This is a genomic window from Sodalis sp. RH21, from assembly GCF_047324175.1.
Lineage (GTDB): Bacteria > Pseudomonadota > Gammaproteobacteria > Enterobacterales > Enterobacteriaceae > Acerihabitans.
In genome coordinates this window covers 4,492,317-4,517,870 of the sequence record NZ_CP178732.1, presented here as the reverse complement: position 1 = coordinate 4,517,870, position 25,554 = coordinate 4,492,317, and the positions used below count along the sequence as shown (strand labels likewise).

Below are 25,554 nucleotides of genomic sequence, written 5' to 3'. Positions count from 1 at the left end.
GGACAGAAAAGACAGACATCTTAGGGTTGTGAGGTTAAGTGACTAAGCGTACACGGTGGATGCCTAGGCAGTCAGAGGCGATGAAGGACGTGCTAATCCGCGAAATGCGCCGGTGAGCTGATATGAAGCGCTATCAGCCGGCGATGTCCGAATGGGGAAACCCAGTGCAATTCGTTGCACTATCGTTACGTGAATCCATAGCGTATCGAGGCGAACCGAGGGAACTGAAACATCTCAGTACCTCGAGGAAAAGAAATCAACCGAGATTCCCCCAGTAGCGGCGAGCGAACGGGGAACAGCCCAGAGTCACCATCAGCTTTTGCATCAGGAGAACGGTCTGGAAAGTCCGGCAACACAGGGTGATAGCCCCGTATCCGAAGGTGCAATGGCTGTGAGCTCGATGAGTAGGGCGGGACACGTGATATCCTGTCTGAAGATGGGGGGACCATCCTCCAAGGCTAAATACTCCTGACTGACCGATAGTGAACCAGTACCGTGAGGGAAAGGCGAAAAGAACCCCGGCGAGGGGAGTGAAACAGAACCTGAAACCGTGTACGTACAAGCAGTGGGAGCCTTGATTCGTCAGGGTGACTGCGTACCTTTTGTATAATGGGTCAGCGACTTATATTCTGTAGCAAGGTTAACCGTTTAGGGGAGCCGTAGGGAAACCGAGTCTTAACTGGGCGTCAAGTTGCAGGGTATAGACCCGAAACCCGGTGATCTAGCCATGGGCAGGTTGAAGGTTGGGTAACACTAACTGGAGGACCGAACCGACTAATGTTGAAAAATTAGCGGATGACTTGTGGCTGGGGGTGAAAGGCCAATCAAACCGGGAGATAGCTGGTTCTCCCCGAAAGCTATTTAGGTAGCGCCTCGTGAATTCATCTTCGGGGGTAGAGCACTGTTTCGGCTAGGGGTCCACCCCGGATTACCAACCCGATGCAAACTGCGAATACCGAAGAATGTTATCACGGGAGACACACGGCGGGTGCTAACGTCCGTCGTGAAGAGGGAAACAACCCAGACCGCCAGCTAAGGTCCCAAAGTCATGGTTAAGTGGGAAACGATGTGGGAAGGCATAGACAGCCAGGATGTTGGCTTAGAAGCAGCCATCATTTAAAGAAAGCGTAATAGCTCACTGGTCGAGTCGGCCTGCGCGGAAGATGTAACGGGGCTAAACCATGCACCGAAGCTGCGGCAGCGATACCTTCGGGTATTGTTGGGTAGGGGAGCGTTCTGTAAGCCTGCGAAGGTGGCCTGTGAGGGCTGCTGGAGGTATCAGAAGTGCGAATGCTGACATAAGTAACGATAAAGCGGGTGAAAAGCCCGCTCGCCGGAAGACCAAGGGTTCCTGTTCAACGTTAATCGGAGCAGGGTGAGTCGACCCCTAAGGCGAGGCCGAAAGGCGTAGTCGATGGGAAACAGGTTAATATTCCTGTACTGGGTGTGACTGCGAAGGGGGGACGGAGAAAGCTAGGTTCGCCGGGCGACGGTTGTCCCGGTTCAAGCGTGAAGGTGGAAAGAGCAGGTAAATCCGCTCTTTTATTCAACACTGAGGCGTGACGACGAGCCACTACGGTGGTGAAGGAATTGATGCTACGCTTCCAGGAAAAGCCTCTAAGCTCCAGGTCACATCGAATCGTACCCCAAACCGACACAGGTGGTCAGGTAGAGAATACCAAGGCGCTTGAGAGAACTCGGGTGAAGGAACTAGGCAAAATGGTGCCGTAACTTCGGGAGAAGGCACGCTGGCATTAGGTGGAGGGACGTGCTCCCCGAGCCGAAGCCAGTCGCAGATACCAGCTGGCTGCAACTGTTTATTAAAAACACAGCACTGTGCAAACACGAAAGTGGACGTATACGGTGTGACGCCTGCCCGGTGCCGGAAGGTTAATTGATGGGGTTAAGCGCAAGCTGAAGCTCTTGATCGAAGCCCCGGTAAACGGCGGCCGTAACTATAACGGTCCTAAGGTAGCGAAATTCCTTGTCGGGTAAGTTCCGACCTGCACGAATGGCGTAATGATGGCCAGGCTGTCTCCACCCGAGACTCAGTGAAATTGAACTCGCTGTGAAGATGCAGTGTACCCGCGGCAAGACGGAAAGACCCCGTGAACCTTTACTATAGCTTGACACTGAACATTGAGCCTTGATGTGTAGGATAGGTGGGAGGCTTTGAAGTGTGGACGCCAGTCTGCATGGAGCCAACCTTGAAATACCACCCTTTAATGTTTGATGTTCTAACTCCGGCCCGTGATCCGGGTCGAGGACAGTGTCTGGTGGGTAGTTTGACTGGGGCGGTCTCCTCCTAAAGAGTAACGGAGGAGCACGAAGGTTAGCTAATCACGGTCGGACATCGTGAGGTTAGTGCAAAGGCATAAGCTAGCTTGACTGTGAGAGTGACGGCTCGAGCAGGTGCGAAAGCAGGTCTTAGTGATCCGGTGGTTCTGAATGGAAGGGCCATCGCTCAACGGATAAAAGGTACTCCGGGGATAACAGGCTGATACCGCCCAAGAGTTCATATCGACGGCGGTGTTTGGCACCTCGATGTCGGCTCATCACATCCTGGGGCTGAAGTAGGTCCCAAGGGTATGGCTGTTCGCCATTTAAAGTGGTACGCGAGCTGGGTTTAGAACGTCGTGAGACAGTTCGGTCCCTATCTGCCGTGGGCGTTGGAAGATTGAGAGGGGCTGCTCCTAGTACGAGAGGACCGGAGTGGACGCACCACTGGTGTTCGGGTTGTCATGCCAATGGCATTGCCCGGTAGCTACGTGCGGAAAAGATAACCGCTGAAAGCATCTAAGCGGGAAACTTGCCTCGAGATGAGTCTTCCCTGTGGCTTTAAGTCACCTGAAGGGACGTTAAAGACGATGACGTTGATAGGTCGGGTGTGTAAGCGCAGCGATGCGTTGAGCTAACCGATACTAATGACCCGTGAGGCTTAACCTTACAACACCTAAGATGTTTAGAGAGACGAAAGAATTTTCAGCTTGTAACGGAAGATATAACCAGCAGCCGGTCGAAACACGGACGGGCTGTCAACAACGCGGAGCGTTGGCCTTGCACAGGGGAAATGACAAAATTGCCGGGAGCAATTTTGTACAGCGCACAGCGCTGGCCCGCAGGGCGAGTCTCAGGATGAGACGAGAAATTTGCCTGGCGGCACTAGCGCGGTGGTCCCACCTGACCCCATGCCGAACTCAGCAGTGAAACGCCGTAGCGCCGATGGTAGTGTGGGGTCTCCCCATGCGAGAGTAGGGAACTGCCAGGCATCCATTTAGACCCAGTGTCCTAAAAGACGCTGGTTAACATCTAAAACGGTAGTGATATGCGTTGACCCCGCAAATATCAGGTTTTAGATGTAGTACCAAATTAGTGGTGCGGTAGTTCAGTCGGTTAGAATACCGGCCTGTCACGCCGGGGGTCGCGGGTTCGAGTCCCGTCCGCACCGCCACTGTAAAAGAGAAAAACCCCAAACATCCGTTTGGGTTTTTTTTTGTCATTTAATAATCCATTTCCACCGGGGAAGGATAATTTTGTAGTTTAGGGGCGCCGCCCAAAGCGGTATTGATAATAACCTGATACCGCGTCTTATCCATGCCACCGACCATTTGATCCATTTCGCTGAAGGCAAAACGCAGCGTGGGATGATATGCCCAAGGTGCCAGACCCTTTAATCGATAATAATAAGAGACGGCTACCATCCCATCGTTAATCGCCTCAATATGATTGATGCGGCCGATCTCCATGCGGCCATAACACAAATCGCCGTTGCCGCCATACCACTGCTCGCCCGTCTTGCTTAATTGATAAACCGCCTGCCGCCCGTTTTGCGAACGCCGGGCCAACCCTGCATCGACTAAAGCGTGCAGGCGCCCCGCCAGCCATGGGGCTTCGCCGCTGCGGCTGACCACCGGCCACTGCGTTTCCCCCAGGCAATAGGGCGGCTCGGCATCAAGGAAGTCCTGTATCAGGCGGCGATACTCCGCCGGGGCAGCGGTAGCGCAAGCCGGGGCCGGCAGTAGCAGTAGGGGTAAAAGCGCAAGAAGGGGCAACTTCATCGCGGCAGGCTCATATTGTCGATTTCCACAAATGCCCGATCTACCGATTGGTAATGCCGCGAGCTGGTAAAAGTATGGCGGAGCTGCCAGCCGTAGAGCGGCACGCCGGGATCGTCGCGAGTCTCTTCAAGTTGATAAACATCGAATAAAACGGGTTGCGGATCGGTAAGATCCTCGCCGGTTTTATGTGCGCCAATCAAATAATAATGTACGCCGTCCCGGTAGAGCCGGTAGCCATGTATGCGCAGGGCGGAGGCTGATAACCGATAATCAAACCAGATAAAACCCTCGCCGCCGGCTACCGGCACGACGCTATAGCCACCATCAGGTTTGGCGATGAAAAAGCTGATGCCGCTGCTGGGGTGGGACGTATTATTATCAAACTGGGCCAGCATAATATAATCCGCTCGGCCGTCATGGTTAAGATCGAGCAGATTGGGACCCGGTTTTAGAGGTACCGGACTCAGGCTTGCGGCTTGCGGGCAGGCGGAAAACAATAATAAACCCAGCAGGTAATTAACTCTCATGGTCATTCCTTACCAGCCGGATGCCGGTATCCGGCGTAAAAAACCCCGGCGTATGGATATCGCAGCTTGCCAGGGAGCTAACCGGCGTCAGAAAACTGCCGCCGCAGAAATAGTACATCGGCTGGCCGCCGTCAACGGCATAACTGTCCTGCAGCCACTCGGATACATTACCGTTCATATCAAATAGTCCCAGCGCATTGGGCCGTTTGGTTGCCACCGGAGCGGTGCCGAATTCATGGGTGTAATCGTACGTGAACCAGGCGACATCTTCCGCGTTATGACCGCCCGCGTACCGATCGCCATATCGCCCTTGCGCCAAGGCCGGTTTACCGCCCCGGGCCGCAACCTGCCATTGCGCCAGAGTCGGTAACCGATAGCCATCGGCCGTATCGCTTATATGTACGGCCACGGGAAGGTCATCATCGGGCACCGCGGTGATGATATTACCGGCGGGGGTAAGATAAACGGCGCTGCGCTGGGTCATGGCGCTGCAGGCATTGGCAAATACGATGGCATCCCACCAGCTCACATTGGTCACCGGATGACGTCCGTCATCGGCGCCAGTCGGCCGGCAATCTTCATAAATCGCGCCATTGCAGCCGTTGCCGAATCGATAATCGTGTTTTTGGGCCCAGTCGAAAACCCGCTGATAAAAATTATAGGTAACCGGGGTTTGCTGCATATAAAAAGCAGCCAGGCGGGTATTGGCGCGCTGCGTAAAATCATGTGGGCCAAACACATCGCCAATATAATAATCCCCGCCCTCGACCCGGATCTCGGCGGGTGTTGGGATGGCGCCGGCCGGCACCGCGGAAAACAACAGAAACACGCCCAGCAGATTTCCCTTCACTATCATTCATCCAGTTCAATTTCGATATCGGTTAGCGGGCGGGAGCAGCAGGCAAGAATATAACCCGCAGTGATATCAGCGCGCGAAATGCCGCCTGAATGCCTCATATCCACCTGCCCGCTGCATAAGCGGAGTTTGCATAGGCCGCAATGGCCCGCAGCACAGCCATATTTCAGTTTTTTCCCGGCAAGATGCGCCGAGGTCAGTATGGAATCATGTTCCGACAGGCCAAAAGCTGATGAGTGATGACGGATTTTGCATTGCCAGATCACTATTTAGATCTCCTAAAAAAACGGCGCGATAATTCCTGTTTAACCAGGCGGTTTTCCGTCTTAAAGGTAGGCGTCGCGATTGCGTTTTCCTCGATGCGGCGCAGCAGATAGGGCAGCGCCAGATGAATAGGTCCATAAGGCAGGTATTTGCAGACCCGCAGGCGGGCATGCAGCAATTTATAGGTAATGTGATCGCCAAAGCCGTATAATTGCCCGATCCAGACGGTATGATGGCGCAAGAGCGGGTGATTGATGATGCGATCGATACTCTCCTCGTTGTGGGTGGCAAAAAAAGGCGTGATACGATCGAGGCGTTGGACAATATAATCGATGGTTTCATGATAACAGCTGTCGGTCTGCCATTTTTCCGCAAAGCAAGGTTGGTACCCGCCGTGGCGACGTTCCTCTTCAAGATAAGCGCCGCGCACCACTTTAAGTCCTAAATGAAAACCATAATTACAGGCCTGCTGGTAACAATAACGCAGAAAATCCATCTGGTCGCGCAGGTAGCATTGCAATGTCAACGTAATCAGCGGTCGGTGGCGGTTATAAAACGGCATCATTGCCAGGACCAAACGGCTGGCCGCCGGCTGAAACCATGACTGTTCGGCATCCACCATGATATTGACGTTGCGACTGCTGGCCCGATCGAATATACGGCGATAACGCGACACAATTTTTCTCCATTGTATTTGCTGTTCTGCATTTAGCGGCTGACGCTGTGTCATGCGCGTATAGAGTTCGATGTTGCCAAAAGTAGAGGGTTTAATAATAACAAACGGCAAATTTTCGGCCCTAGCCGCCATATCTATGAGCTGAAACGTATTTTTCAGGGCTAGATTAAAGTGCGCCGTATTATTTTCGCCCTCGGCCGCATAATCAATGGCGCAGCAGACACCGTCCTGCGCCAGGCGGGACGCGGCGAGATCAACCTCCGCCAAGGATTGCCCGCCCAAATAAATACCATGAATTAATTTTAGCAGCCATGCAGGGCGGCATGCAAGATACCTTTTTAATATCCGTAATGAAAAGGTGCGCGTTATTGAGTGAGTTAATAAATTAGTGGTGATGTATTTAAATATTAGCGTACTAGTATTATATCTTGAATATATTTCACCGGTATTTATTTTCATGTTATCTCCACGCAGCCGGTATTCAAGTATACCGGCAATAGTCATTAAAGCGTGGCGGTTTGCCCACGGTATAGATGGCGGATAATATTATCGTCATTAAATTCTTCCCGTTCATGAATCACCCGGCGGTTATCCATGATCAGCAGATCGCCTTGCTGCCAGTAATGTTTGAAATAGTAACGAGGCTGTTTAAAAAAGGCGGTTAATTCCGCAAAAAAACGCGCGGTTTCCCACTCGTTATACCCTACGATACGGCTTTCCCAACTGGCCGGATTGCTCTCATCAAAAGGAAAATAGATCAGCATTTTGCGTACCCAGCCCAAATCAGTGAAAACTGGCACCCTGAACCAATCCGCTGGCGACACATCCACGTAATAACCGCGCTCAAGCACTCTGACTTCAAACGTTTCTTCCTCCAGTACGCGCAGCAGGTGACCGGGCATCTCTCTGCAGGCCAGAACATGATCGCAAATCGTAGTGGCGCCACGAAATTTCATATTGCGGATCTGCGCCGCATACAGAAACACTTGATCAACCTGGGTCAGAAGCAAACCGCCATCGGCATGCAGCGGCAATTGCCCGCGGCCGGTAACGATTTTATTTTTCTCTCCCTCCAGTTTCAGGGTGTCGCGATAGCCAAACCCGACGCCGCCTTTTTCGTCGGTATACTCGACAATCGTGCCGAACGCCGAATAGATATCGCGAAAGCGGTCTGCATCCAGCGACAGGTTTTTAACCAGCACAAAACCCTGGCGCATCAGCAAATTTTTGATGCTGCCGGTACTGGCTGCCAGAAAGTCGCCAGCGGTGATGCCAGCGCCGAAACCGGTTGGCATAATGGGGTGATGGCATAGCTGTGGTTTCATCATATTGACTCCTGTTAATAGTTTTCGCCCAGCACCTTTTTGAAGTGCCGTTGCGCGTCACGAGCGGCAAACGCCTTTTTATGCACTGCCTTGGACTCATCTCTGGAATGGTTCAGCGCCATGATAAAAGGTGCATTGACGGCGCGTTTGGTACTGGAGAAGGCGGATACCGGATAGCCGGCCAGCTGGCTGGCCTGGGCGAGAGCTGAACTGACAAGGTCTTTGCGGTCGGTAATCTGATTGACCAGGCGCAAATCCAGGCACCGTTGAGCATCCAACTCATCGCATTGGTAAATAATGTCGCGCATGGCGCTAAAACCGTGGGTAAAACGCAAAATTGCCGCGCCTACCGAGCAACCGATGCCGTGTTTTAATTCCGGCATCGCCAAACAAGCCTCCCGGGCCATAACCCTGCGGTCGAACATCATGGCGAATTGGAAGCCCATGCCAATGGCGTATCCATCCATGGCGGCGACGGTGGGCTTATCGACGTTGAGTACCGCCTGGTAAAGCGCGATGACGCGATCGATCCATTGCTCCACGGCCGCATCGCTATTCAGGTTTTTTACCTCGTTAAAGTCTCCGCCGGCGGAAAACGATCGATTATCGCCGCCATACACCACCACGGCATTTACGGCATCGTCTTGCGACGCGGCGGCGAGGGCGCGCCTTACCGCCGTTTCCAGCGCTTCATTAAAAGCATTATGTGTATTATGATGATTTAAGGTGATCAGCCGTACCGTACCGATATTCTCTTCCAGGACCATGATTAAACTCCTTTAAACAGAGCGGCCACGCGAGCGGGCGTCATATCGTCGACGGTCAGGTTGCCGGTAAGAAATGTCCGGTACATGGCATAAGCGGCCCGGGTCTTGGCTCGATAATCACCGATCTCCGAGCCGAGCATATTGGCGAACGCGCGGTTCAGCGATGAACCCTCATGAATACCGATCTTGCGGCGCCAGACAATTTCCGGCGGCAGGCTGTGCAATTGATCGGCATATTCCCGCAGGATGACTTTTACTTCGTTATCGCGGATTTTAAAGTGGGGATCGAGGGCGTGGCAGAGGGTAATAAGATTGGTGCGCCAAAAGGGATGGTAGATTTCCAATCCGTAGTGGCGGGCGCCGCCGCTTGAGAATTCGCCGGTCCAGCGCGTACGGTAAACCTGAGCCGCCAGCAACCGGTTGGGCTGTTCATAATGCTTGCCCGGCTGCAATATGCCGCCGAATAAGATATCCGACCCATAACCTGTCAGCATGCATTTCACCTCATGCTGCGCCAGCCGGTAAACGTTAAACAGGCCGGACTGGATTTCAGCGGAAAGGCCATCAAAAATTTCGTTATGGTAAATGGCTTCGGCGATACCGCGTATCACTTCCTGTCCGGAAAGGATATGCACCCGGTGTTCGGTTTTCAGCGTATCGGCCACCTGCTGCGAGAATTCAAATTCATTACTGTACCCAGTGCCGATAGAATAGGTTTTAATCCGGTGAAAATGCCGTTTTGCCAAGGCGGTTATCAAGCTGGAATCCAATCCGCCCGAGAGCGGAATGCCGGCGGTGCCGTACCGTGGACCTAATGACGCCAGCGGCGTATTCAGGTAGCAGTCAATTAGCGCGAGCAATGGGTCACGCGCCAGCTTCAGCGGTTCATTGCTAGCTGGGGCCACCATTATGCGACTTTCACAGCAGGCGTAATCCTGGGTATCATAAGTCAGGTAATTAAGGGTGCCCGGCTTGAGACGGCGGGCATTATGGATGGGCAGATAACTATCGGGATAATGGTTGTCGCGGCAAACGGCGTCAGCCGGATAAAAATCAAAAGCATCTTCGCCTTTCACTGCCCCGACAAATTTCAGGCGATCGGTTATCCATATGCCGCCATTATCTACTCTGTAGATCGGCCTGAATCCATGCGGGTCAGTTATAATAGTCAAAAAACCGTCCTGGCTCTCGATAATAAAACAGAAGTCGCCTTCCGCCAGCGCCAACGCGGCGTCGCCAAATCTTTCTTGCAGCAGATAAAGACACGTTGCATTATTCATGGCATAGGCCTGCCCCTCGAAATGGCCGGCTAAAGAGGTTAAAAAATCGCGATTATGAATATTGCCAATAAGATAAGCTGTGCCCGTAGCAAATTGATGAGTATAGAATGATGTATTTCCCCCAATAAATAAAAGTCCGCTGCGCAGGTTTTTCACCAGGCCGCAATATTTGCTCTGGATAATATCTATTGGCATGTCGCTATTACCCTGAATAATGCAAAAACCATCGGTTGTCATTTTTCACCTCGTAAAATAATCATAAAACTATTTTCCCGCTTCGCACATTGACAATGTAGGTATAATTTTCTTTAAAAAATACTGCGCTAAAGTGCAGTTTTTATGTTAGTAAGCTAGTTTACATTCGGCGAATAAATGCTTTTATTTCAGTAATTAAATATAATGTGAAAAGTTCTTTAGTTGATAAATGAAAATGATGATGGACAAAGATCTATAAATTACCCGGGAATGAAAGCGTCATAACGGATAAATATTAGATTCGTCCGGTCGACGCGCGGTTCCCCCGGGGACCGGCGCCCCCCAGCATTCCCCGCGGATGTTTGGCACGACCGCAGGCCCGCTGGGGGCGGCTTTTATGTTACACTCTCTTATGCCGGCCTGGCGTTTTTAGGTTAGCATTGAAGTTGTCGATCAAACATCTTATAAAAGATCGTAGTGGTACCAATGCCAGTGGAAAAAAAACAGCTATTCACATGACACAAGATTTTCCACCGGCGTCAAAGTAACAGTTAACAAGGCGGTAACCGTGCCAAAAAAAACATATTCAGTCAGGTATGTTGCGGGACAGCCAGTTGAGCGTATTTTTCCACCACTTGCCTTCAGTCGCGCCGATCAGGCGCTGCCGCCCGGCGAACCGTTGCCGGGATCGCAGCAATTGCGGGTGATGGTATGGAATATTTTCAAACAGCAACGCGCTGATTGGCTCTCTGTGCTGCAAGGGTTCGGAAAGGATGCCCAACTGGTATTATTGCAGGAAGCCCAAACCACCCCGGAACTGGTGAGGTTTGCCACATCCCATTATCTGGCGACCGATCAGGTGCCGGCGCTGATTTTCCCCCAGCACCCGTCGGGTGTCATGACGCTCTCCGCGGCGCACCCGGTTTATTGCTGCCCGCTGCGCGAGCGCGAGCCGCTGCTGCGTTTGGCCAAGTCCGCCCTGGTGACGGTTTATCCTTTGCATGACGGCCAGTTGATGATGGTGGTAAACATCCATGCGGTCAACTTCAGCCTGGGCGTCGATGTTTATAGCAAGCAGCTCGGGCCGATCGGCGAGCAGATATTAAATCATCAAGGACCGGTGATTATGGCGGGGGATTTTAATGCCTGGAGCCGGCAACGCATTATGGCCTTGTACCGTTTTGCCGATCGCATGACCCTGCAGGAAGTGAAATTCCTTGATGACCAGCGCCGCCGTGCTTTTGGCCGCCCGCTGGATTTTGTCTTTTATCGCGGGCTTAACGTGACCGAAGCATCGGTATTAGTGACCCAGGCGTCAGATCATAACCCCTTGCTGGTGGAGTTCGAGCCTCAGCCGCGCACTGATACGTTGGTCCCCGAGCCGCAGATCGTGGGCATCACTCCCCGCAAATAAGCCGCATGCCGTGAATTGCAGGCAAAAAAAAACAAGCACCGGGTGCTTGTTTTTTTTGCCTGGAAAACGCTCAGGAATCCGATGCCTTGCCGTTTACGAACAGCGTCAGCTTGATGCCTGGCTGCAAGTTCCTGGCGTTGTCCAGCGCGCCGTTCCAGCGCATAACGTCGCGAATGTCGACATTATGCCGTTTGGCGATGCTGGCCAGGGAATCACCTTTACGTACCTGGTAGGTGATGCTGCTGTTGCTGATGCCGTTATTGGCCACCTGCAGCGACTGCCCAATCTTCAGGTTATTGCCCGAACGCAAATTGTTCCATTTCATCAGGTCGCTGGTCTTGAGGTTCAGACGTTTGGCGATGCTCGAAAGCGTATCGCCGGAACGCACCTGATATTTAGCGCCGCCCGCTGCCGTATCCGCCAACTGGGTTGACTGCACGGCGGCAATATCACCCTCGGCCAAAGAGTCCCGTAGCTGTGAAGCGTGGGATTTAGGCAGCATGATATAGTGCGGGCCATTTGGTGCGGTTACGTTACGTTTATAGCCGGTGTTATAGCTTTTCAACTTAGTTAACGATAACCCCGCCATTTCCGCCGCCTGGGTCAAGCCAATCTGCTGACCCACTTCCACCCGCGCCAACGCATGGTCGTTATTGCTTTTCGGCAACACAACCCCGTATTGTTTGCTATTCTTAATAATATTACTAAGCGCTAGCATTTTCGGGATGTAAATCGTCGTTTCACGGGGCAGCGACAACGCCCAAAAGTCAGTGGATAATCCCTTGGCTTTGTTGGACTTTATCGCTTGCATGATTCGCCCTTCGCCGCTGTTATAAGCCGCGATGGTTAACAGCCAATCGCCGTCAAACATACGATTAAGACGCTGCATCATGTCAAGCGCAGCGGTGGTGGATGCGACGACGTCACGACGGCCGTCATACCATTGGTTTTGCTTTAAACCATAGTTCCTACCTGTTGTCGGCACAATCTGCCAAAGGCCAGCCGCGTTGGAGGCTGATGTTGCCTTGGGATCAAAAGCGCTCTCCACTATGGGTAGCAGTACCAGTTCCATCGGCATTTTGCGTTGCTTTATCTGCTCGACAATCCAGTACATGTACGGCTCTGCCCGTAATGTTACATCGTGGAGATAGCTCTTGTTGTGTAAATAACGCTTTTTCTGTTCGCGGATCCGGGCGTTTTCCGGTATCTGCATCTTCAGCTCGTCGCTAATGAAGTTCCACAAATCGGGTTGCGCGGGGCTTGAATCATCAAGCCACCGCGCCGAGGTCGCTCGGCCGTCTGTGTACTTTCCTGCTTCACCTTGACCTGCCGAAGAAACACTCTGTGCATGCTGTTCGGGTGGAGAATCGTCCGGCCTGGACGACTGGCAACCCACGAGCAAGACCGAGGCGATTAAGATCGCATGAGTCTTCATCTGTATGTCAATAGTTGCTTAAAAGACAGGCAATAATACTTTGAACATTCCTACATTACAACTAAAACCTTTAGAAATGATCCTTCTTCTCCCGTAATAAGGCGAAAATGCGCCATTCCTCGTCCAACGCATGATGTGGGTCTAATTTGTTTTGTAAATCAACGTCATGGCAGCGTAAGAAAAGGTTAATTTTACGCTCTAAATGTAGCGTTGTGGGCAGGCTGGCTTGGTTTTTTGCCCGTAACTGCTTAATTTTACGTTCATAAGCGACGATCTCGGGGTCTTGGGGCAAAATCGCTCTGGCAAAGGCCAAATTGGCTAAAGTATACTCATGGGCGGCACAAATGAGCGTATCGGGTGGAAGCTGATTAACCTTTTGAAAAGACTCATACATTTGCTTCGGCGTTCCTTCAAACAGCCGGCCGCAGCCCGCGGAAAACACCGTGTCGCCGCAAAATAGATAGGGCGCGCTATAAAAACCCACATGACCGAGGGTATGGCCGGGAAAAGCCAGCACGGAAAAGGCCATATCCAGTACCCGGACGGTGTCTCCTTCCCCGACGATGTGCCCGGCGCCCTTGCCGGCGGTTTCCCTGGGGCCGTAGACCGGCACGTCAAAACGGGCCAGCAAGGCGGGGACGCCGCCCACATGATCGTGATGATGATGGGTTAATAAAATGGCCTTAAGGGTCAAGTGGCGCTCCGCCAGCGCGGCGAACACCGGATCGGCTTCACCGGGATCGACGATGATGCATTCCTGCTGGTCGTTTTGCAAAAGCCAAATGTAATTGTCCTGGAATGCGGGAATACTGATAAGATTCATTGTTCACCTCTGTTAATTTATTTTATGGCACTAAGAAGATAGTCAAACATGAAACCAGCGCAAATCACCCAGCCTATCATCGCGCCAACCTCATGGGACGACCTCCCATACGGAGAGAACTATCGCCGGGCGTTGGAAGCCAGCCTGCTCCCTTGGTGGCCTAAATTATTCGGGTTTCATTTGCTTAAGATCGGCGCGCTCAGCGCGGGAATCGACACGCAAAGCTGTGCCGTTTCGCACCAGGTCAATGTCGGCATCAAAGGGGACGACCTGCACGTGATCGCCGACCCTTTTCAATTGCCGTTCGCCAATAAGTCCACGGATGCCTGCCTGCTGGCGCATACCCTGTCGTATACCTCCGATCCGCATCGCCTGCTGCGGGAGGTGGACCGGGTGCTGATTGACGACGGTTGGCTGATTATCACCACCTTCAATCCGGTAAGTTTGCTGGGACTGGGCAAATTATGCCCGATTGTCCAGCGTCGGCAGCCTTATCGCAGCCGGATGTATACCCAGATGCGCTTACTGGACTGGCTGAGCATCCTTAACTTCGAAGTCTTGCACCGCTCGCGTTTTCAAGTACTGCCCTGGCGCCGCCGCGGCGGACGCCTGCTGAGCGAGCATTTGCCCGCCATTGGCTGTCTGAGCGTAATCGTGGCGCGCAAACGCACCTTCCCGCTCACGCTTAATCCGTTAAAAAGCAAAACGCTCAAGGCTTCCGTGCGGCGAACCGTAGGGGCCGCCAGCCGTGACAGCTGGCGGGACCGTTACTTCTCCGGCTGGTAGCCGATATCCTCAAACGCCGGGTTACACGCCGCGCTGCGCGCCAACTCATCGCAGCGCTCGTTTTCCGGATGGCCGGCATGACCTTTAACCCAGTCCCAGCGCAAGACATGGGTTTGGATGGCTAAATCCAGCCGCTGCCACAGGTCCACATTTTTAACCGGTTTTTTTTCCGCCGTTTTCCAGCCGCGTTTTTTCCAGTTATGAATCCATTGCGTAATGCCCTGGCGCACATATTGGCTATCGGTGCTGATCACCACTTCGCAGGGGTCTTTGAGCGCTTCCAGCGCTACGATCGCCGCCATCAGCTCCATGCGGTTGTTGGTGGTGAGCCGGTAACCGGCGCTAAAAATTTTTTCATGCTGCTTATAACGCAGGATGGCACCGTAACCGCCCGGGCCGGGATTGCCCAGGCAAGATCCATCGGTGAAAATTTCTACCTGTTTCTGCATCTCTGGTAGACTACCTTCATGTGAAAAAAAACAAGTCTGACATAAATGAACGCTACGGGCACTGGAATTACGCGACAGATTGTTCTGGATACTGAAACCACCGGTATGAACAAACTGGGGGTTCATTACGAAGGCCACAAGATTATCGAAATCGGCGCGGTGGAGGTGGTTAACCGCCGGCTCACCGGGCGGCACTTCCACGTTTACCTGAAACCGGATCGGCTGATCGACCCCGAAGCCTACAATATCCACGGTATCAGCGATGAATTCCTGGCGGATAAACCCACCTTCGAGCAGGTGGCCGACGAATTCCTCGAATTTATCCGCGGCGGCGAACTGGTGATTCATAACGCGCCGTTCGATATCGGCTTTATGGATTATGAGTTCGGCAAACTCAACCGGGGCATCGGTAAAACCGACACGTTTTGTAAAGTCACCGACAGCCTGCTGATGGCGCGCAAGCTGTTTCCCGGCAAGCGCAACAGCCTGGATGCGCTGTGCGATCGCTATTTGATCGATAATACCAAACGTACCCTGCACGGCGCGCTGCTTGACTCCGAAATTCTGGCGGAAGTCTATCTGGCCATGACCGGCGGCCAGACATCCATGCGTTTTTCCATGGAAGGTGAAAGCGGCCGGCGCAATGCGGACGGCGGCGAGAATATCCAGCGGGTCCAGCGCGCCCAGACGCAGCTAAAGGTGATCTACGCCAGCGATGAAGAAATGGCGGCCCATGAACACCGTCTCGATCTGGTGAAGAAGAAGGGCGGCAGCTGCTTATGGCGGCCGGAAAGCGAAGCGCAATCCCAATAAAATCATTTGCTCCGGCTGATAAAACAACGTTATGCCGAAATTATCGCCAAACGAGATGCCCGCGCGTGAAAAGCATTGACGCGGCACGGTGCTAACCGTACTATTCGCCTCGCTTTCCCGACAAAGCACATGTGCGGTGTGGTAGTTCAGTCGGTTAGAATACCGGCCTGTCACGCCGGGGGTCGCGGGTTCGAGTCCCGTCCACACCGCCAATAAATTCCCAATGGGCTGCTGCGATTTCGCTGCGGCCCATGTTGTTTTTAATCGCGCTGTTTTTTGCCGGCCGGTTCACGATCTGGGATCTTACCCCGATGCTGTTCCGTTTTACCGGCCTATCTCGATGATGTTTAGACACAATTTTCCGGCGCAAACCGCTTTCCCTTCATAATCCCGGCCGCATAGCCTATATTTTATAACGCTAAACTCCCATGCGGATCTAAACCAGGACCAATCACATGTCGCACCTGCCAGTCCCGGACGTTCATCACGCCCCCGCCATATCCCATCATGCCTGCAGTGACCCGGACAAAACGCCGGCCGTTCCCGCGCTGGCGGAACCCGCCCGCCTCATCACCCTGGCGTTAATCGTCATTTTAACCGGTATCGGCGCGGGCCTGGGCGGCATGCTGCTGGCCCTGTTGCTGCATGCCGTACAGCATCTGGCCTATGGTTATAGTCTGCGCAATATTATCAGTCCGGAAACTTTTCTGATGGGCGTGAGCGCGGCGCCGGGACAGCGACGGGTAATGATTCTTACCCTGTGCGGATTGGTGGCGGGGATGGGCTGGTGGACCCTGTATCGTTTCGGCCGGCCGCTGGTCAGCATTAAGCGGGCGATTGCCGCGGATGCGCCGCTGATGCCCCCCGGCAGTACCTTGGCCCATGTGCTGTTACAAATTATTACGGTCGCGCTGGGTTCTCCGCTGGGGCGGGAGGTGGCGCCGCGGGAACTGGGGTCCATGCTGGGCGGATGGTTATCCCACTATGCCCGGCTGCCGCTGGACCAGCGCCGGCTGATTGTCGCCTGCGGCGCGGGCGCCGGTTTGGCGGCGGTCTATAATGTGCCGCTGGGCGGGGCGGTATTCGTGCTGGAAGTCCTGCTGGCCGCCTTCAACTGGCGGGCGGCCATGATGGCCCTGACCGCTTGCGCCATTGCCGCGTCCGTGGCCTGGCTTGGACTGGGAGCGGAATCCCAATATGTGGTTGCTCATTTTCCCGTGAGCGCCAGCCTGATGACGTGGTCGTTAGTCACCGGTCCGCTATTTGGCCTCGCGGCCCACGGTTTCGTCAAATTGACCGCGGCGGCGCGGCGGGATGCGGCCCGCGGCTGGCGGCTGCCGGTATTCGCATTGATCAATTTTGTGATTATCGGCTGCCTGGCGGTCTGGCTGCCGCAACTGCTCGGTAATGGCAAGGGACCGGCGCAGCTGGGTTTTAGCAGCGTCCTGACAATAGGCATGGCGGGGCTATTGCTGGTGCTTAAGGTTGCCATTACCGCCGCCACCCTGCGTGCCGGGGCCGAGGGCGGCCTGTTGACGCCCGGCTTGTCCAATGGGGCGCTGTTGGCGGTGGTGCTGGGGGGATTATGGAGCTTGATCTGGCCCGGCGTGCCGATGGGGGCTTTTGCCATTATCGGCGCCGCCGCGTTTTTGGCTACTTCGATGAATATGCCGCTTACCGCGATTATCCTGGTTACCGAATTTACCCGCATTGATCATGACTTTCTGGTGCCGATGGCTCTGGCGGTGGTGGGGGCAATGTGCGCCAGCAGGCTATGCGCCCGTTGGCCACGATGGAGAAAAGGGGAAAGACCCGCCGATCGGCCTGCCTGAGCCGGCAGGTTGATGGCGCATTAACCGGCGTATTGGGCGATGCCGTTGCCAAATGACCAGTTTTCTTTCTTAACTTCGATCAGATTGATAAACACATCCTCAAGCGAAACGCCCAGCGCTTCATGCAGGCCGCTGGCGATGCTTTTGTAGAGCGCCTTTTTCTGCTCGGTGCTGCGGCCTTCATTAAGGGTGATCTGAACGATTACCAGCTTATCGGTGCGATTGATGCCCAGATAACCGGCATCATAAATAAAGTGATCGCCATCATGCTCGTTGAGGATCTGGAAATTGTCATGTTCGGGCACGTTAATGGCGCTTTTCAGCGATTGATACACCACCCTGCCGATGCGCTTAATGTAGGTGGGGTCGGGATTTTTCTTAATGTCGATACGGACCAAGGGCATAATATACTCCATAAAAAAGGCGGCATAGCCTGCCATCGGGATATCGATGGCTAATAGTCAGCAATAGTAGATTATGACCAAACTCCATGCAACCGCCGCCGCGCGGGTATCCCCGCGTTTTTCCGCGCGCGGGGATACCTTGTCGCCATGGCTTACTCTTTAGGGGCCGCCGCCACACCGACATATCGCATACCAGGACTGGCGACCCGATCGTGGCGGGCCAGATAACGATAGCAACCGCCGCCCAGAAGCACGCCGATAAACCAGCTGAAATTCGCCACCGGATGCATGCCCGGCGTGAAACTGATCGCCAGGCCGATGGCAACCGCCGGCGCCAATGCCATCACCGCCTTGGGATTAAAACCGTTGCGATACCAATAACGGCCGGACGCCGTGGCGTTGAACAGGTCGTCCACCGAAATTTCGCCGCGCTTGATCAGATAAAAATCCGCTACCAGAATGCCGAATAACGGGCCGATAAACGCGCCCAGCACGTCCAGGGTGTAATGAATCAGCTCCGGGGATTGGAACAGATTCCAGGGCGTAAGCAATACCGACCCCACCGCGGCAATCATCCCCCCGGTGCGAAAGCTGATTTTCTGCGGGGAACAATTGGAAAAATCAAAGGCCGGGGAAACAAAGTTCGCCACGATATTGATACCGATGGTGGCGATAATCATGGTTAGCAGGCCCAAGGCCACCGCCACGCTGCTGCCGACGCGGCTGACGGTTTCGATGGGATCGGTGATCATCTGGCCGAACAGGCTTTGCGTGCCGGAAACGATGACCACGGTGACAATGGAAAACAGTAAAAAATTAAAGGGTAGTCCCCAGCGGTTGCCCCGGCGAATCTCGCCCATGGTTTTACCGTAGCGGGAAAAATCACCGAAGTTCAGCAGCGGACCGGAGAAATATGAGACCACCAGCGCCACCGCGGTCAGCATTTGCCAGGCCTGCTCGCCGCTGGACAGCGTTTTACTGCTCAGGGTAAAAGAAATATTGCTCAAGCCGGTTTGGTAGAGTATCCAGCCCGCCAGCGCCAGCATCACCACGTAAACCGCCGGACCGGCGAAGTCGATGAAACGCTTGATGGCCGACATGCCGTGCCAAAAAACCATCGCCTGTAAAAACCACATCAGGCCAAAACAGATCCAGCCCAGCCCCGACAGGCCCAGCCAATGGCTTTGGGTCATGGGCCGCAATGCCGGGAAGAATTTCAGCAATACCAGCATCAGGGCATTGGCCGCCAGGAATGTCTGGATACCATACCAGGCGAAGGCGATCAGGCCGCGTATCACCGCCGGGATATTGGCGCCGAACACCCCGAACGCCTGCCGGCAAATCACCGCGTAGGGCACGCCGGCCATCTGGCTCGGCTTGGCCACCAGGTTGGCGCAAATTTGCACGATGCAGATCCCCACCAGCAGGCATAATAGTACCTGCCAGCTCGCCAGGCCAAGGGTGAAGAAACTGGCGGCAACCACATAACCGCCCATGCTGTGCACATCCGACATCCAAAATGAAAAAATATTGTACCAGCTCCAGGTTTGCTGCTTGGTAGGCGCGAGATCCTCATTGGTGAGCTTGGGGCTATAGTGGCTATGATCGACAGCCGCGCTGTTCGGGGACGGATATTTTGGGGACAGATGATTACCGTTTGGCATGGAACGTGCTCCTCTTAAACACCAACCCATAGGTAGACGATGAAAATCGTGGTCAAGGGAGGATTTGCAGGATTCAGGCCAAGAGTCAAAAATCGTGTATACAAAATATTTATATTACGTATACGATAAAATCTAAAAACGTATACAGGAGCGGGCTATGACCAGTTGGTACGGGCTGAAAAACACTATTTTTTCGCCAGATAAAGACGATGCGATCTATCACGCCATAGTGAAAGCCATTGTGGAACATCAGCTGTTGCCCGGCAGTAAATTACCGGAAGAGGCCCTGGCCGCCGTATTCGGCATCAGCCGGACCGGGATTCGCAAAGTGTTGCAACGCCTTGCCGTGGTGCAGTTAATTACCTTAACGCCCAAGCGTGGTGCCCAGGTGGCGATGCCGGGGGTGGATGAGGCCCGCGACGTGCTCAGCACCCGCTGCCTGCTGGAGTGCGCTAATTTGCCCCGGGTGGTGGACGCATGCGAAGCAACCCATATCACCGCCCTTGAAAGCCTGTTGGCCGACGAACAACAGGCCCATGACGAACGCGACGGCGCCACGGCCATTCGCCTCTCGGCGCTGTTTCATGTGCAGCTTCAGGCCATTGCGGGCAACGAAGTGCTGACGCAAATGGTCTCGCAGCTCACATTGCGCTCATCGCTGGTGATTGCCGCTTACGGCACGCCCTGGCAGCAGGGTTGCCGCTGTCACGATCATAGCGCGCTGGTGGCGCTGTTAAGACAGCGCCGCACCGCCGATCTGGCCCGCCAGATGGAGCGGCATTTCGCGGATATTTTGGCCAATTTACGCTTTGAGCGCAGCGGCGAAACCACGCCGGATTTCGCCCGGCTGTTCGGCTTGGCGGTGAAGGAGTAAAACCATGGCGTCATGTTGTATACAATTGATTAATCCCAATACCAGCCGCGCCATGACCGATCGTATCCATTGGGCGGCACGCAAGGTCGCCGCCCCCGGCACAGAGATTATGGCGGTCTGCCCGGGCGAGGGGGTGCCCTCGGTGGAAGGCCATTTTGACGAAGCGGTCGCCGCCCTGGGCGTGTTGCAATTAGTTAAGCAGGGGCGCGAGCAGGGCGTCAGCGGGCATGTGATCGCCTGCTTTGGCGACCCGGGGCTGCTGGCGGCCAGGGAATTGGCCAGCGCGCCGGTGGTGGGCATCGCCGAGGCGGCAATGCATATGGCCACTCTGGTGGCCACCCGCTTTTCGGTGGTGACCACCTTGCCCCGCACCCTGATTATTGCGCGCCATCTGCTGCACAGTTACGGCTTTGAGCGAAACTGCGCCCGGCTGCGCGCCATTGACCTGCCGGTGCTGGCCCTGGAGGACGGTTCGGGCCTTGCGCGGGAGAAGGTGCGTGAACAGTGTCTGCTGGCCCGGCGGGACGACGGCATCGGCGCCATTGTCCTGGGCTGCGCCGGCATGGCGGATTTAGCCCTTGAGCTCACTGCGGAGCTGCAATTACCGGTGATCGACGGCGTTAGCGCGGCCATCAAATTAATTGAATCGCTGCACGGCATGGGGCTGGCCACCAGCAAGCATGGCGATCTTAATTTTCCCCTGCCAAAAGAACTAACCGGGCCTTTTAACGGACTAAACTAAAATAGCAGCTCTCTAAAAGGAACTGAATATGAGTGAAGCGACCGAAAAGAAAAGCTTTTCTTTCAATAACAAAAATTATCCGCGCGACCTGATTGGTTATGCCGGTAAGCCTCCTCATGCCGCGTGGCCGGATAACGCCCGGATTGCGGTGCAATTTGTCCTCAATTACGAAGAAGGCTCGGAAAGCAACGTATTGCACGGCGACGCGGGTTCCGAACAGTTCCTATCCGATATTATCGGCGCGGCCAGTTATCCGGAACGCCATATGTCGATGGATTCCTTATATGAATATGGTTCCCGTGCGGGTTTCTGGCGTATTCATCAGGAATTCCAGCGCCGGGGCTTGTCCTTGACCATTTTCGGCGTGGCGATGGCCCTGGCGCGCAATCCCCAAGTGGTGGAAGCGATCAAACAGGCGCGGTACGACGTGGTCAGCCACGGCTGGCGCTGGCTGCATTACCAGGGTATGGATGCCAAAACCGAACGCCAGCATATGCACCAGGCGGTGGAAGTATTAACCGAACTGTTCGGCAATACGCCGCAGGGATGGTATACCGGGCGTGACAGCCCCAATACCCGCCGGCTGGTGGTCGAGCACGGCGGATTTTTGTATGACAGCGATTATTACGGCGACGATTTGCCCTTCTGGACCCGGGTGTCCTGTACGGACGGATCGGTAAAACCGCATTTGATTGTGCCCTATACGCTGGAGGCCAATGATATGCGGTTCGCCTCGCCCCAGGGTTTTAACAGCGGCGATCAGTTTTATACCTACCTTAAAGACAGTTTCGATGTGCTGTATGCCGAGGGGGAAACCGCGCCCAAGATGATGTCGGTGGGGATGCACTGCCGGATTCTGGGGCGGCCGGGACGTTTTCGCGCGCTACAGCGTTTCCTGGACTATGTGCAGCAGCATGAGCGGGTATGGATTTGCCGCCGCCAGGATATCGCCGAGCACTGGATTGCCCATCAACCCTATCAGGCCGTCCCCCCCGAACAGGATAAACACGTTTAGCTCCCGGCGGCGGGGCTTAGTTCATCAGGCTGACATGGGCCGCGACAATTCGCCAGCCGCAGGCCAGTTTCACCCAGGTTTGCGTTTGGCGGCCGGTTTTATCGCTGTCGGCACGGGTGAACTCCGTACTGGCCACCGCCAGATCGTCGCCATAGGTGGTGATTACCGTGTTTTGCAATATGCGGTCAAGGCCCGCCGACGGTCTTGTCGCCCTGAATGCCTGGATCGCTTCGATACCGTAGAGATTTTCGCCGGCGCCGTAGCGGATGGTACGCGGATCGTGCCAAAACAGCTCATCGAGCACGGCGACGTCGTTGGTGATTAACGCTTGCTCATAGCGGTAAAAAGCGGCGTTAACTTCCGCCAAAATGGCGGGACGATCGATAAATTCACTTTTCATGCTGCGTTTACTCTTGCTGTGGTCACTATGACAATGCCGCGTCGCTCCAGCGCCCGGCCGGTTAGAGTAGCACTGCCGGACGTTGCCGGCGTCATTATGTTTTCGCGCTCAGCCAGAATCAGAATCCCGCGGCGCTGCCGTTGCTGCGCGGATCGAACGCGCCTTCCAGCATGCCGTTGATATGGCGTATCACCGCGCCCGCGTGGCCGACGGATTCGCTATAGTCCGGCAGCATCTCCACCCGGTGTCCCAAAGCGCGCAGGGCGGCCACGGTAGCAGCGGAAAAACGGCTCTCCAGCTTCAGGGTATCGGTGGCCTGTCCCCAGGTGCGGCCGAGCAGCCAGCGGGGCGCACTGATGGCGTGCTGCAGCGGCATGCCTTGCATCACATGGCGGATAAACACCGCCGCCTGGGTTTGCGGCTGGCCGTCTCCCCCCATGGAGCCATATACCATGGTGCGGCCGTCGTACAGCCGCGCCGCCGCGGGATTAAGGGTATGAAAGGGATATTTGCCCGGTTCAAGCGCCCGGAGATGCTGCGGGTCCAGGCTGAAAGATGCGCCGCGGTTTTGCCACAGGATGCCGCTTGCGGGCAGCACCACGCCGCTACCGAATTCGTGATAAATACTTTGAATAAAAGAGACGGCGACCCCGCTGCTGTCAACGGCGCCCATCCATACCGTATCCCCCGGCGCCAGCTCGCTGCCCCACGGCGCCGCCCGGGCGCAATCGATACGGCCGGCCAGATCGGCGAGCACCTCCGGCGCCAGCAGGGCCTGCGCATCGATAGTCATATGGCCGGGATCGGTTATCAGCTCATCGCGCAGCGCAAACGCCAGCTTGGTCGCTTCGACAATCCGGTGGATGGTCTGGCTTTCCGGCTGTCCGCTCATGGCGAGGCGATCCGTAAGTCCCAGTATCATCAGCGATACCAGCCCCTGGGTCGGGGGCGCCAGATTATAAATCTCCCCCTGCTCGTGCAGCAGGCGCAGGGGCGTGCGCCGCTGGGCGCGATAGGCCGCCAGATCGGCGCCGGTTACCGGCATGCCGAGGCGGTCCATATCTTTGGCCATGGCGGCGGCCACGGTGCCGCGATAGAAACTGTCCAGCCCCTCCAGGGTCAGGGTGGTCAGGGTGGCGGCCAATTGCGGCTGGGTAAACCGGCTGCCGGCGGCGGGCACATTTCCGCCGGGCAAAAACAGCGGCGCAAAGCCTTTAAGCTCCGCGAGTTCGGCGAACTTGGCCCGGGATGCCTGTTCCTGGGATAACGACAGCGGCATGCCGTCGGCGGCGTAGCGTATCGCATCCGCCAGCAGGCGCGACAGCGGCAGCGGCCGGGCGCCCATCTCCCGCGCAATGCCCAGGGCTTCCTGCCAGCCGCCCACGGTGCCCGCCACCGTTAAGGCGGATTTGACGCCGCGGTGGGGAATGCGGGTTTCCCCCTGGTAAAAGCCGGTAGTGGCCAATTCGCCCGCCGGGCCGCTGGCGTCAATGGCGATAGGATCGCCATGGGGCGGCACGATCAGCCAAAATCCGTCGCCGCCGAGTCCGTTCATATGGGGGTAGACCACCGCGATGGTCGCCGCGGCGGCCACCATGGCTTCAATGGCGCTCCCGCCTTCGCGCAGAATGGCCAGCGCGCTTTCGCTGGCCAGATGGTGCGGAGTCACCGCCATACCCATGGGGGCCATATTGCTGTTGATCATGCTGATGCTTCCTTTATCCCCGTAGGCCATGGTAATTATTAAGCAAGAGGCGTTCCAACCTGCGGCCGCGCGCGGGCATGCCCGCCGAACGGCAAGTTATGCTAGGGTAGAATGCAATACAGGGCCATCGGGAAAGGACGATTATGCAGTTTAACGAGCGGCTGCGCGCCGGCTATGAGCAGCTTTCGCCGCAGGAGCAGCGGGTAGCCGGGTTTATTTTTGACCATTATGACGATATGACCAGCTATAACAGCGCGGAGCTGGCGCGGCTGAGCGGCGTGTCCAAGGCGACCGTCAGCCGCCTGTTCAAGCGGCTGGGTTATGCCAGCTATCGCCAGGTGCGCGAGGAACTGCGCACCCTGCGCCAAAGCGGAATGCCGCTGGCCGACAGCCGTGACGCGGTGCAGGGCAATACCCTGCTGGCGCGCCATTATAAACAGGAGATGGCCAACCTGGCGCACTGGGCGGCGCGCCAGGATGCGGAAGAATTCGCGGCGGTGATCCAGGGGATGCAACATGCCCGCAGACTGTGCCTGGTGGGCTTGCGCAATAGCTACCCGGTGGCCATGCACCTGCGCCAGCAGCTTGTGCAGATCCGCGGGCAGGTCAGCTTGTTGCCGCAGCCGGGCCAGACGCTGTCCGAAGATATTGTCGATCTTGATGCGGGAGATATGGTTATCGTGGTGGCTTTTCGCCGGCGCCCCCGGCAAATCCGTCCGCTGCTGGCGCAACTGCAAAACCGCCAGGTGCCGGTATTGCTGATTAGCGAACCCCAGGCGCGCGCGTTAATTCCCCTGGCCCGCTGGCATTTCGCCGTCCCCCTGGACAGCGTGTCCGCCTTTGATTCCTACTCCTCGGCCATGAGTTTGGTGAATCTTATCAGCAATGCTCTGCTGCATGACGCGCTGGCGGCCGGCCGGCTGCGAATCCACCAAATCGCCGGGCTGTATGGCGAACTGGATGAACTGGAGCCGCGGGATTGACGGCGCCGATGGGAACCGCGCCACTGATTGCCCCGATTTATCCCCCCGGCTGCCGGATTGCGCCCTAAAAAGGTGCTTTATCCCTCAATTGGTGCGGCCAAGTCTTCTGGACGGTCCTCAATTCCCCCGGGCGCTACTTGGATATTATTTGCACGCTATCCGCCTGCATTCCCTGAAAACCCGGTTTGCGCGCCGCCGCGCCGGGTTTGTCAAACGCGCGGGCGAGATGGCACAGTAGTTGCAAATTTAGTTGCAGATGACATAAAT

Annotated in this window: 22 protein-coding genes, 2 tRNA genes, 2 rRNA genes and 1 pseudogene; 12 read left to right on the top strand and 15 right to left on the bottom strand. The window is 55.4% G+C overall.

Features of this window, described 5'->3' with window-relative positions:
* The first annotated feature begins 32 nt into the window (after positions 1-32).
* From ACL2XP_RS20895 to ACL2XP_RS20885, 3 genes are all read left to right on the top strand, one after another.
* Positions 33-2,946, top strand: a 23S ribosomal RNA gene (locus ACL2XP_RS20895).
* Positions 2,947-3,152: 206 nt separating this feature from the next.
* Positions 3,153-3,268: ribosomal RNA gene (gene rrf / locus ACL2XP_RS20890) — 5S ribosomal RNA — on the top strand.
* A gap of 106 nt (positions 3,269-3,374) precedes the next feature.
* A tRNA-Asp gene (locus tag ACL2XP_RS20885) sits at positions 3,375-3,451 on the top strand.
* A 49-nt stretch (positions 3,452-3,500) separates the two neighbouring features.
* On the opposite strand, the gene ACL2XP_RS20880 is transcribed toward ACL2XP_RS20885, so the two are convergent.
* Genes ACL2XP_RS20880 through ACL2XP_RS20845 form a run of 8 tightly spaced genes read right to left on the bottom strand, consistent with a single transcriptional unit; the run spans position 3,501 to position 9,948 of the window.
* Positions 3,501-4,058 carry a carbapenem biosynthesis protein CpmH gene (locus ACL2XP_RS20880; protein WP_413735082.1) on the bottom strand — a complete coding sequence of 186 codons (558 nt, stop codon included), beginning with the start codon at positions 4,056-4,058 and terminating at the stop codon, positions 3,501-3,503.
* Positions 4,055-4,585, bottom strand: coding sequence for a carbapenem self-resistance protein CarG family protein (locus ACL2XP_RS20875; RefSeq protein WP_413735081.1), 531 nt, complete (start codon positions 4,583-4,585; stop codon positions 4,055-4,057). Before ACL2XP_RS20875 ends, ACL2XP_RS20880 begins: the two co-directional genes overlap by 4 nt.
* Positions 4,575-5,441 (bottom strand): SUMF1/EgtB/PvdO family nonheme iron enzyme, encoded by an 867-nt coding sequence (locus tag ACL2XP_RS20870; RefSeq protein ID WP_413735080.1) that lies wholly within the window; start codon positions 5,439-5,441, stop codon positions 4,575-4,577. Before ACL2XP_RS20870 ends, ACL2XP_RS20875 begins: the two co-directional genes overlap by 11 nt.
* Entirely contained in the window at positions 5,438-5,707 is a 270-nt protein-coding gene (locus ACL2XP_RS20865) for a 2Fe-2S iron-sulfur cluster-binding protein (RefSeq protein WP_413735079.1), read from the bottom strand. Before ACL2XP_RS20865 ends, ACL2XP_RS20870 begins: the two co-directional genes overlap by 4 nt.
* On the bottom strand, positions 5,707-6,840 hold the full coding sequence (locus ACL2XP_RS20860; protein WP_413735078.1) for a proline dehydrogenase family protein: 1,134 nt from the start codon (positions 6,838-6,840) through the stop codon (positions 5,707-5,709). Before ACL2XP_RS20860 ends, ACL2XP_RS20865 begins: the two co-directional genes overlap by 1 nt.
* Before the next feature lie 44 nt (positions 6,841-6,884).
* Positions 6,885-7,709 carry a TauD/TfdA dioxygenase family protein gene (locus ACL2XP_RS20855; protein WP_413735077.1) on the bottom strand — a complete coding sequence of 275 codons (825 nt, stop codon included), beginning with the start codon at positions 7,707-7,709 and terminating at the stop codon, positions 6,885-6,887.
* Between the two features lie 11 nt (positions 7,710-7,720).
* The gene (locus ACL2XP_RS20850; protein WP_413735076.1) at positions 7,721-8,473 is read right to left on the bottom strand and encodes an enoyl-CoA hydratase/isomerase family protein; all 753 of its coding nucleotides are present in this window, start codon (positions 8,471-8,473) and stop codon (positions 7,721-7,723) included.
* A gap of 2 nt (positions 8,474-8,475) precedes the next feature.
* A complete protein-coding gene (locus ACL2XP_RS20845; RefSeq protein ID WP_413735075.1) occupies positions 8,476-9,948 on the bottom strand; it encodes an asparagine synthase family protein in 1,473 nt (490 codons plus the stop codon).
* Between the two features lie 568 nt (positions 9,949-10,516).
* Between ACL2XP_RS20845 and ACL2XP_RS20840 the strand changes: the two genes are divergently transcribed.
* Positions 10,517-11,362 (top strand): endonuclease/exonuclease/phosphatase family protein, encoded by an 846-nt coding sequence (locus tag ACL2XP_RS20840; protein ID WP_413735074.1) that lies wholly within the window; start codon positions 10,517-10,519, stop codon positions 11,360-11,362.
* Positions 11,363-11,432: 70 nt separating this feature from the next.
* Here ACL2XP_RS20840 and mltD read toward each other — a convergent pair whose 3' ends face one another.
* On the bottom strand, positions 11,433-12,797 hold the full coding sequence (mltD, locus tag ACL2XP_RS20835) for a murein transglycosylase D (RefSeq protein WP_413735073.1): 1,365 nt from the start codon (positions 12,795-12,797) through the stop codon (positions 11,433-11,435).
* 70 nt (positions 12,798-12,867) lie between these two features.
* The gene (gene gloB, locus ACL2XP_RS20830) at positions 12,868-13,620 is read right to left on the bottom strand and encodes a hydroxyacylglutathione hydrolase (protein ID WP_413735072.1); all 753 of its coding nucleotides are present in this window, start codon (positions 13,618-13,620) and stop codon (positions 12,868-12,870) included.
* A gap of 48 nt (positions 13,621-13,668) precedes the next feature.
* Here gloB and ACL2XP_RS20825 point away from each other — a divergent pair, with 48 nt between their 5' ends.
* Complete coding sequence (locus ACL2XP_RS20825) at positions 13,669-14,406, top strand: class I SAM-dependent methyltransferase (RefSeq protein WP_413735070.1); 738 nt, start codon at positions 13,669-13,671, stop codon at positions 14,404-14,406.
* On the opposite strand, the pseudogene rnhA reads toward ACL2XP_RS20825, so the two are convergent.
* Positions 14,388-14,956, bottom strand: a pseudogene (gene rnhA, locus ACL2XP_RS20820) (ribonuclease HI). The gene ACL2XP_RS20825 and the pseudogene rnhA overlap by 19 nt on opposite strands.
* Between rnhA and dnaQ the strand changes: the two are divergent.
* The 3 genes from dnaQ to ACL2XP_RS20805 all read left to right on the top strand — a co-directional run bounded on the left by dnaQ (position 14,901) and on the right by ACL2XP_RS20805 (position 17,500).
* Positions 14,901-15,668 carry a DNA polymerase III subunit epsilon gene (gene dnaQ / locus ACL2XP_RS20815; RefSeq protein ID WP_413735068.1) on the top strand — a complete coding sequence of 256 codons (768 nt, stop codon included), beginning with the start codon at positions 14,901-14,903 and terminating at the stop codon, positions 15,666-15,668. The pseudogene rnhA and the gene dnaQ sit on opposite strands and share 56 nt — an antisense overlap.
* 135 nt (positions 15,669-15,803) lie before the next feature.
* Positions 15,804-15,880, top strand: a tRNA-Asp gene (locus ACL2XP_RS20810).
* A gap of 243 nt (positions 15,881-16,123) precedes the next feature.
* Positions 16,124-17,500, top strand: a complete 1,377-nt coding sequence (locus ACL2XP_RS20805; RefSeq protein WP_413735067.1) for a chloride channel protein — start codon at positions 16,124-16,126, stop codon at positions 17,498-17,500.
* 20 nt (positions 17,501-17,520) lie between these two features.
* On the opposite strand, the gene ACL2XP_RS20800 is transcribed toward ACL2XP_RS20805, so the two are convergent.
* Both ACL2XP_RS20800 and ACL2XP_RS20795 read right to left on the bottom strand, forming a co-directional pair.
* Positions 17,521-17,904, bottom strand: coding sequence for a tautomerase family protein (locus tag ACL2XP_RS20800; RefSeq protein ID WP_413735066.1), 384 nt, complete (start codon positions 17,902-17,904; stop codon positions 17,521-17,523).
* A 152-nt stretch (positions 17,905-18,056) separates the two neighbouring features.
* Positions 18,057-19,568: an NCS1 family nucleobase:cation symporter-1 gene (locus ACL2XP_RS20795; RefSeq protein WP_413735065.1), complete on the bottom strand. Its 1,512-nt coding sequence runs from the start codon at positions 19,566-19,568 to the stop codon at positions 18,057-18,059.
* Positions 19,569-19,725: 157 nt separating this feature from the next.
* On the opposite strand from ACL2XP_RS20795, the gene ACL2XP_RS20790 reads away from it, so the two are divergent.
* Genes ACL2XP_RS20790 through puuE form a run of 3 tightly spaced genes read left to right on the top strand, consistent with a single transcriptional unit; the run spans position 19,726 to position 22,199 of the window.
* Positions 19,726-20,442, top strand: a complete 717-nt coding sequence (locus tag ACL2XP_RS20790; RefSeq protein ID WP_413735063.1) for a GntR family transcriptional regulator — start codon at positions 19,726-19,728, stop codon at positions 20,440-20,442.
* Positions 20,443-20,446: 4 nt separating this feature from the next.
* A complete protein-coding gene (locus ACL2XP_RS20785; protein WP_413735061.1) occupies positions 20,447-21,184 on the top strand; it encodes an aspartate/glutamate racemase family protein in 738 nt (245 codons plus the stop codon).
* Positions 21,185-21,212: 28 nt separating this feature from the next.
* A complete protein-coding gene (gene puuE / locus ACL2XP_RS20780) occupies positions 21,213-22,199 on the top strand; it encodes an allantoinase PuuE (RefSeq protein ID WP_413735060.1) in 987 nt (328 codons plus the stop codon).
* A gap of 16 nt (positions 22,200-22,215) precedes the next feature.
* On the opposite strand, the gene hpxZ is transcribed toward puuE, so the two are convergent.
* Both hpxZ and ACL2XP_RS20770 read right to left on the bottom strand, forming a co-directional pair.
* Entirely contained in the window at positions 22,216-22,599 is a 384-nt protein-coding gene (gene hpxZ / locus ACL2XP_RS20775; RefSeq protein ID WP_413735059.1) for an oxalurate catabolism protein HpxZ, read from the bottom strand.
* A gap of 118 nt (positions 22,600-22,717) precedes the next feature.
* Entirely contained in the window at positions 22,718-24,304 is a 1,587-nt protein-coding gene (locus ACL2XP_RS20770; RefSeq protein WP_413735058.1) for a gamma-glutamyltransferase family protein, read from the bottom strand.
* Between the two features lie 140 nt (positions 24,305-24,444).
* Between ACL2XP_RS20770 and ACL2XP_RS20765 the strand changes: the two genes are divergently transcribed.
* A complete protein-coding gene (locus ACL2XP_RS20765; RefSeq protein ID WP_413739240.1) occupies positions 24,445-25,287 on the top strand; it encodes a MurR/RpiR family transcriptional regulator in 843 nt (280 codons plus the stop codon).
* The last annotated feature ends 267 nt before the right edge of the window (positions 25,288-25,554 follow it).

Bases quoted from the DNA above. Each gene is read 5' to 3' on its own strand.
- ACL2XP_RS20880 (WP_413735082.1), bottom strand. From the start codon at position 4,058: ATGAAGTTGCCCCTTCTTGCGCTTTTACCCCTACTGCTACTGCCGGCC.
- ACL2XP_RS20875 (WP_413735081.1), bottom strand. From the start codon at position 4,585: ATGAGAGTTAATTACCTGCTGGGTTTATTATTGTTTTCCGCCTGCCCG.
- ACL2XP_RS20870 (WP_413735080.1), bottom strand. From the start codon at position 5,441: ATGATAGTGAAGGGAAATCTGCTGGGCGTGTTTCTGTTGTTTTCCGCG.
- ACL2XP_RS20860 (WP_413735078.1), bottom strand. From the start codon at position 6,840: ATGAAAATAAATACCGGTGAAATATATTCAAGATATAATACTAGTACG.
- ACL2XP_RS20855 (WP_413735077.1), bottom strand. From the start codon at position 7,709: ATGATGAAACCACAGCTATGCCATCACCCCATTATGCCAACCGGTTTC.
- ACL2XP_RS20850 (WP_413735076.1), bottom strand. From the start codon at position 8,473: ATGGTCCTGGAAGAGAATATCGGTACGGTACGGCTGATCACCTTAAAT.
- ACL2XP_RS20845 (WP_413735075.1), bottom strand. From the start codon at position 9,948: ATGCCAATAGATATTATCCAGAGCAAATATTGCGGCCTGGTGAAAAAC.
- mltD (WP_413735073.1), bottom strand. From the start codon at position 12,797: ATGAAGACTCATGCGATCTTAATCGCCTCGGTCTTGCTCGTGGGTTGC.
- gloB (WP_413735072.1), bottom strand. From the start codon at position 13,620: ATGAATCTTATCAGTATTCCCGCATTCCAGGACAATTACATTTGGCTT.
- ACL2XP_RS20825 (WP_413735070.1), top strand. From the start codon at position 13,669: ATGAAACCAGCGCAAATCACCCAGCCTATCATCGCGCCAACCTCATGG.
- dnaQ (WP_413735068.1), top strand. From the start codon at position 14,901: ATGAACGCTACGGGCACTGGAATTACGCGACAGATTGTTCTGGATACT.
- ACL2XP_RS20805 (WP_413735067.1), top strand. From the start codon at position 16,124: ATGTCGCACCTGCCAGTCCCGGACGTTCATCACGCCCCCGCCATATCC.
- ACL2XP_RS20800 (WP_413735066.1), bottom strand. From the start codon at position 17,904: ATGCCCTTGGTCCGTATCGACATTAAGAAAAATCCCGACCCCACCTAC.
- ACL2XP_RS20795 (WP_413735065.1), bottom strand. From the start codon at position 19,568: ATGCCAAACGGTAATCATCTGTCCCCAAAATATCCGTCCCCGAACAGC.
- ACL2XP_RS20790 (WP_413735063.1), top strand. From the start codon at position 19,726: ATGACCAGTTGGTACGGGCTGAAAAACACTATTTTTTCGCCAGATAAA.
- ACL2XP_RS20785 (WP_413735061.1), top strand. From the start codon at position 20,447: ATGGCGTCATGTTGTATACAATTGATTAATCCCAATACCAGCCGCGCC.
- puuE (WP_413735060.1), top strand. From the start codon at position 21,213: ATGAGTGAAGCGACCGAAAAGAAAAGCTTTTCTTTCAATAACAAAAAT.
- hpxZ (WP_413735059.1), bottom strand. From the start codon at position 22,599: ATGAAAAGTGAATTTATCGATCGTCCCGCCATTTTGGCGGAAGTTAAC.
- ACL2XP_RS20770 (WP_413735058.1), bottom strand. From the start codon at position 24,304: ATGATCAACAGCAATATGGCCCCCATGGGTATGGCGGTGACTCCGCAC.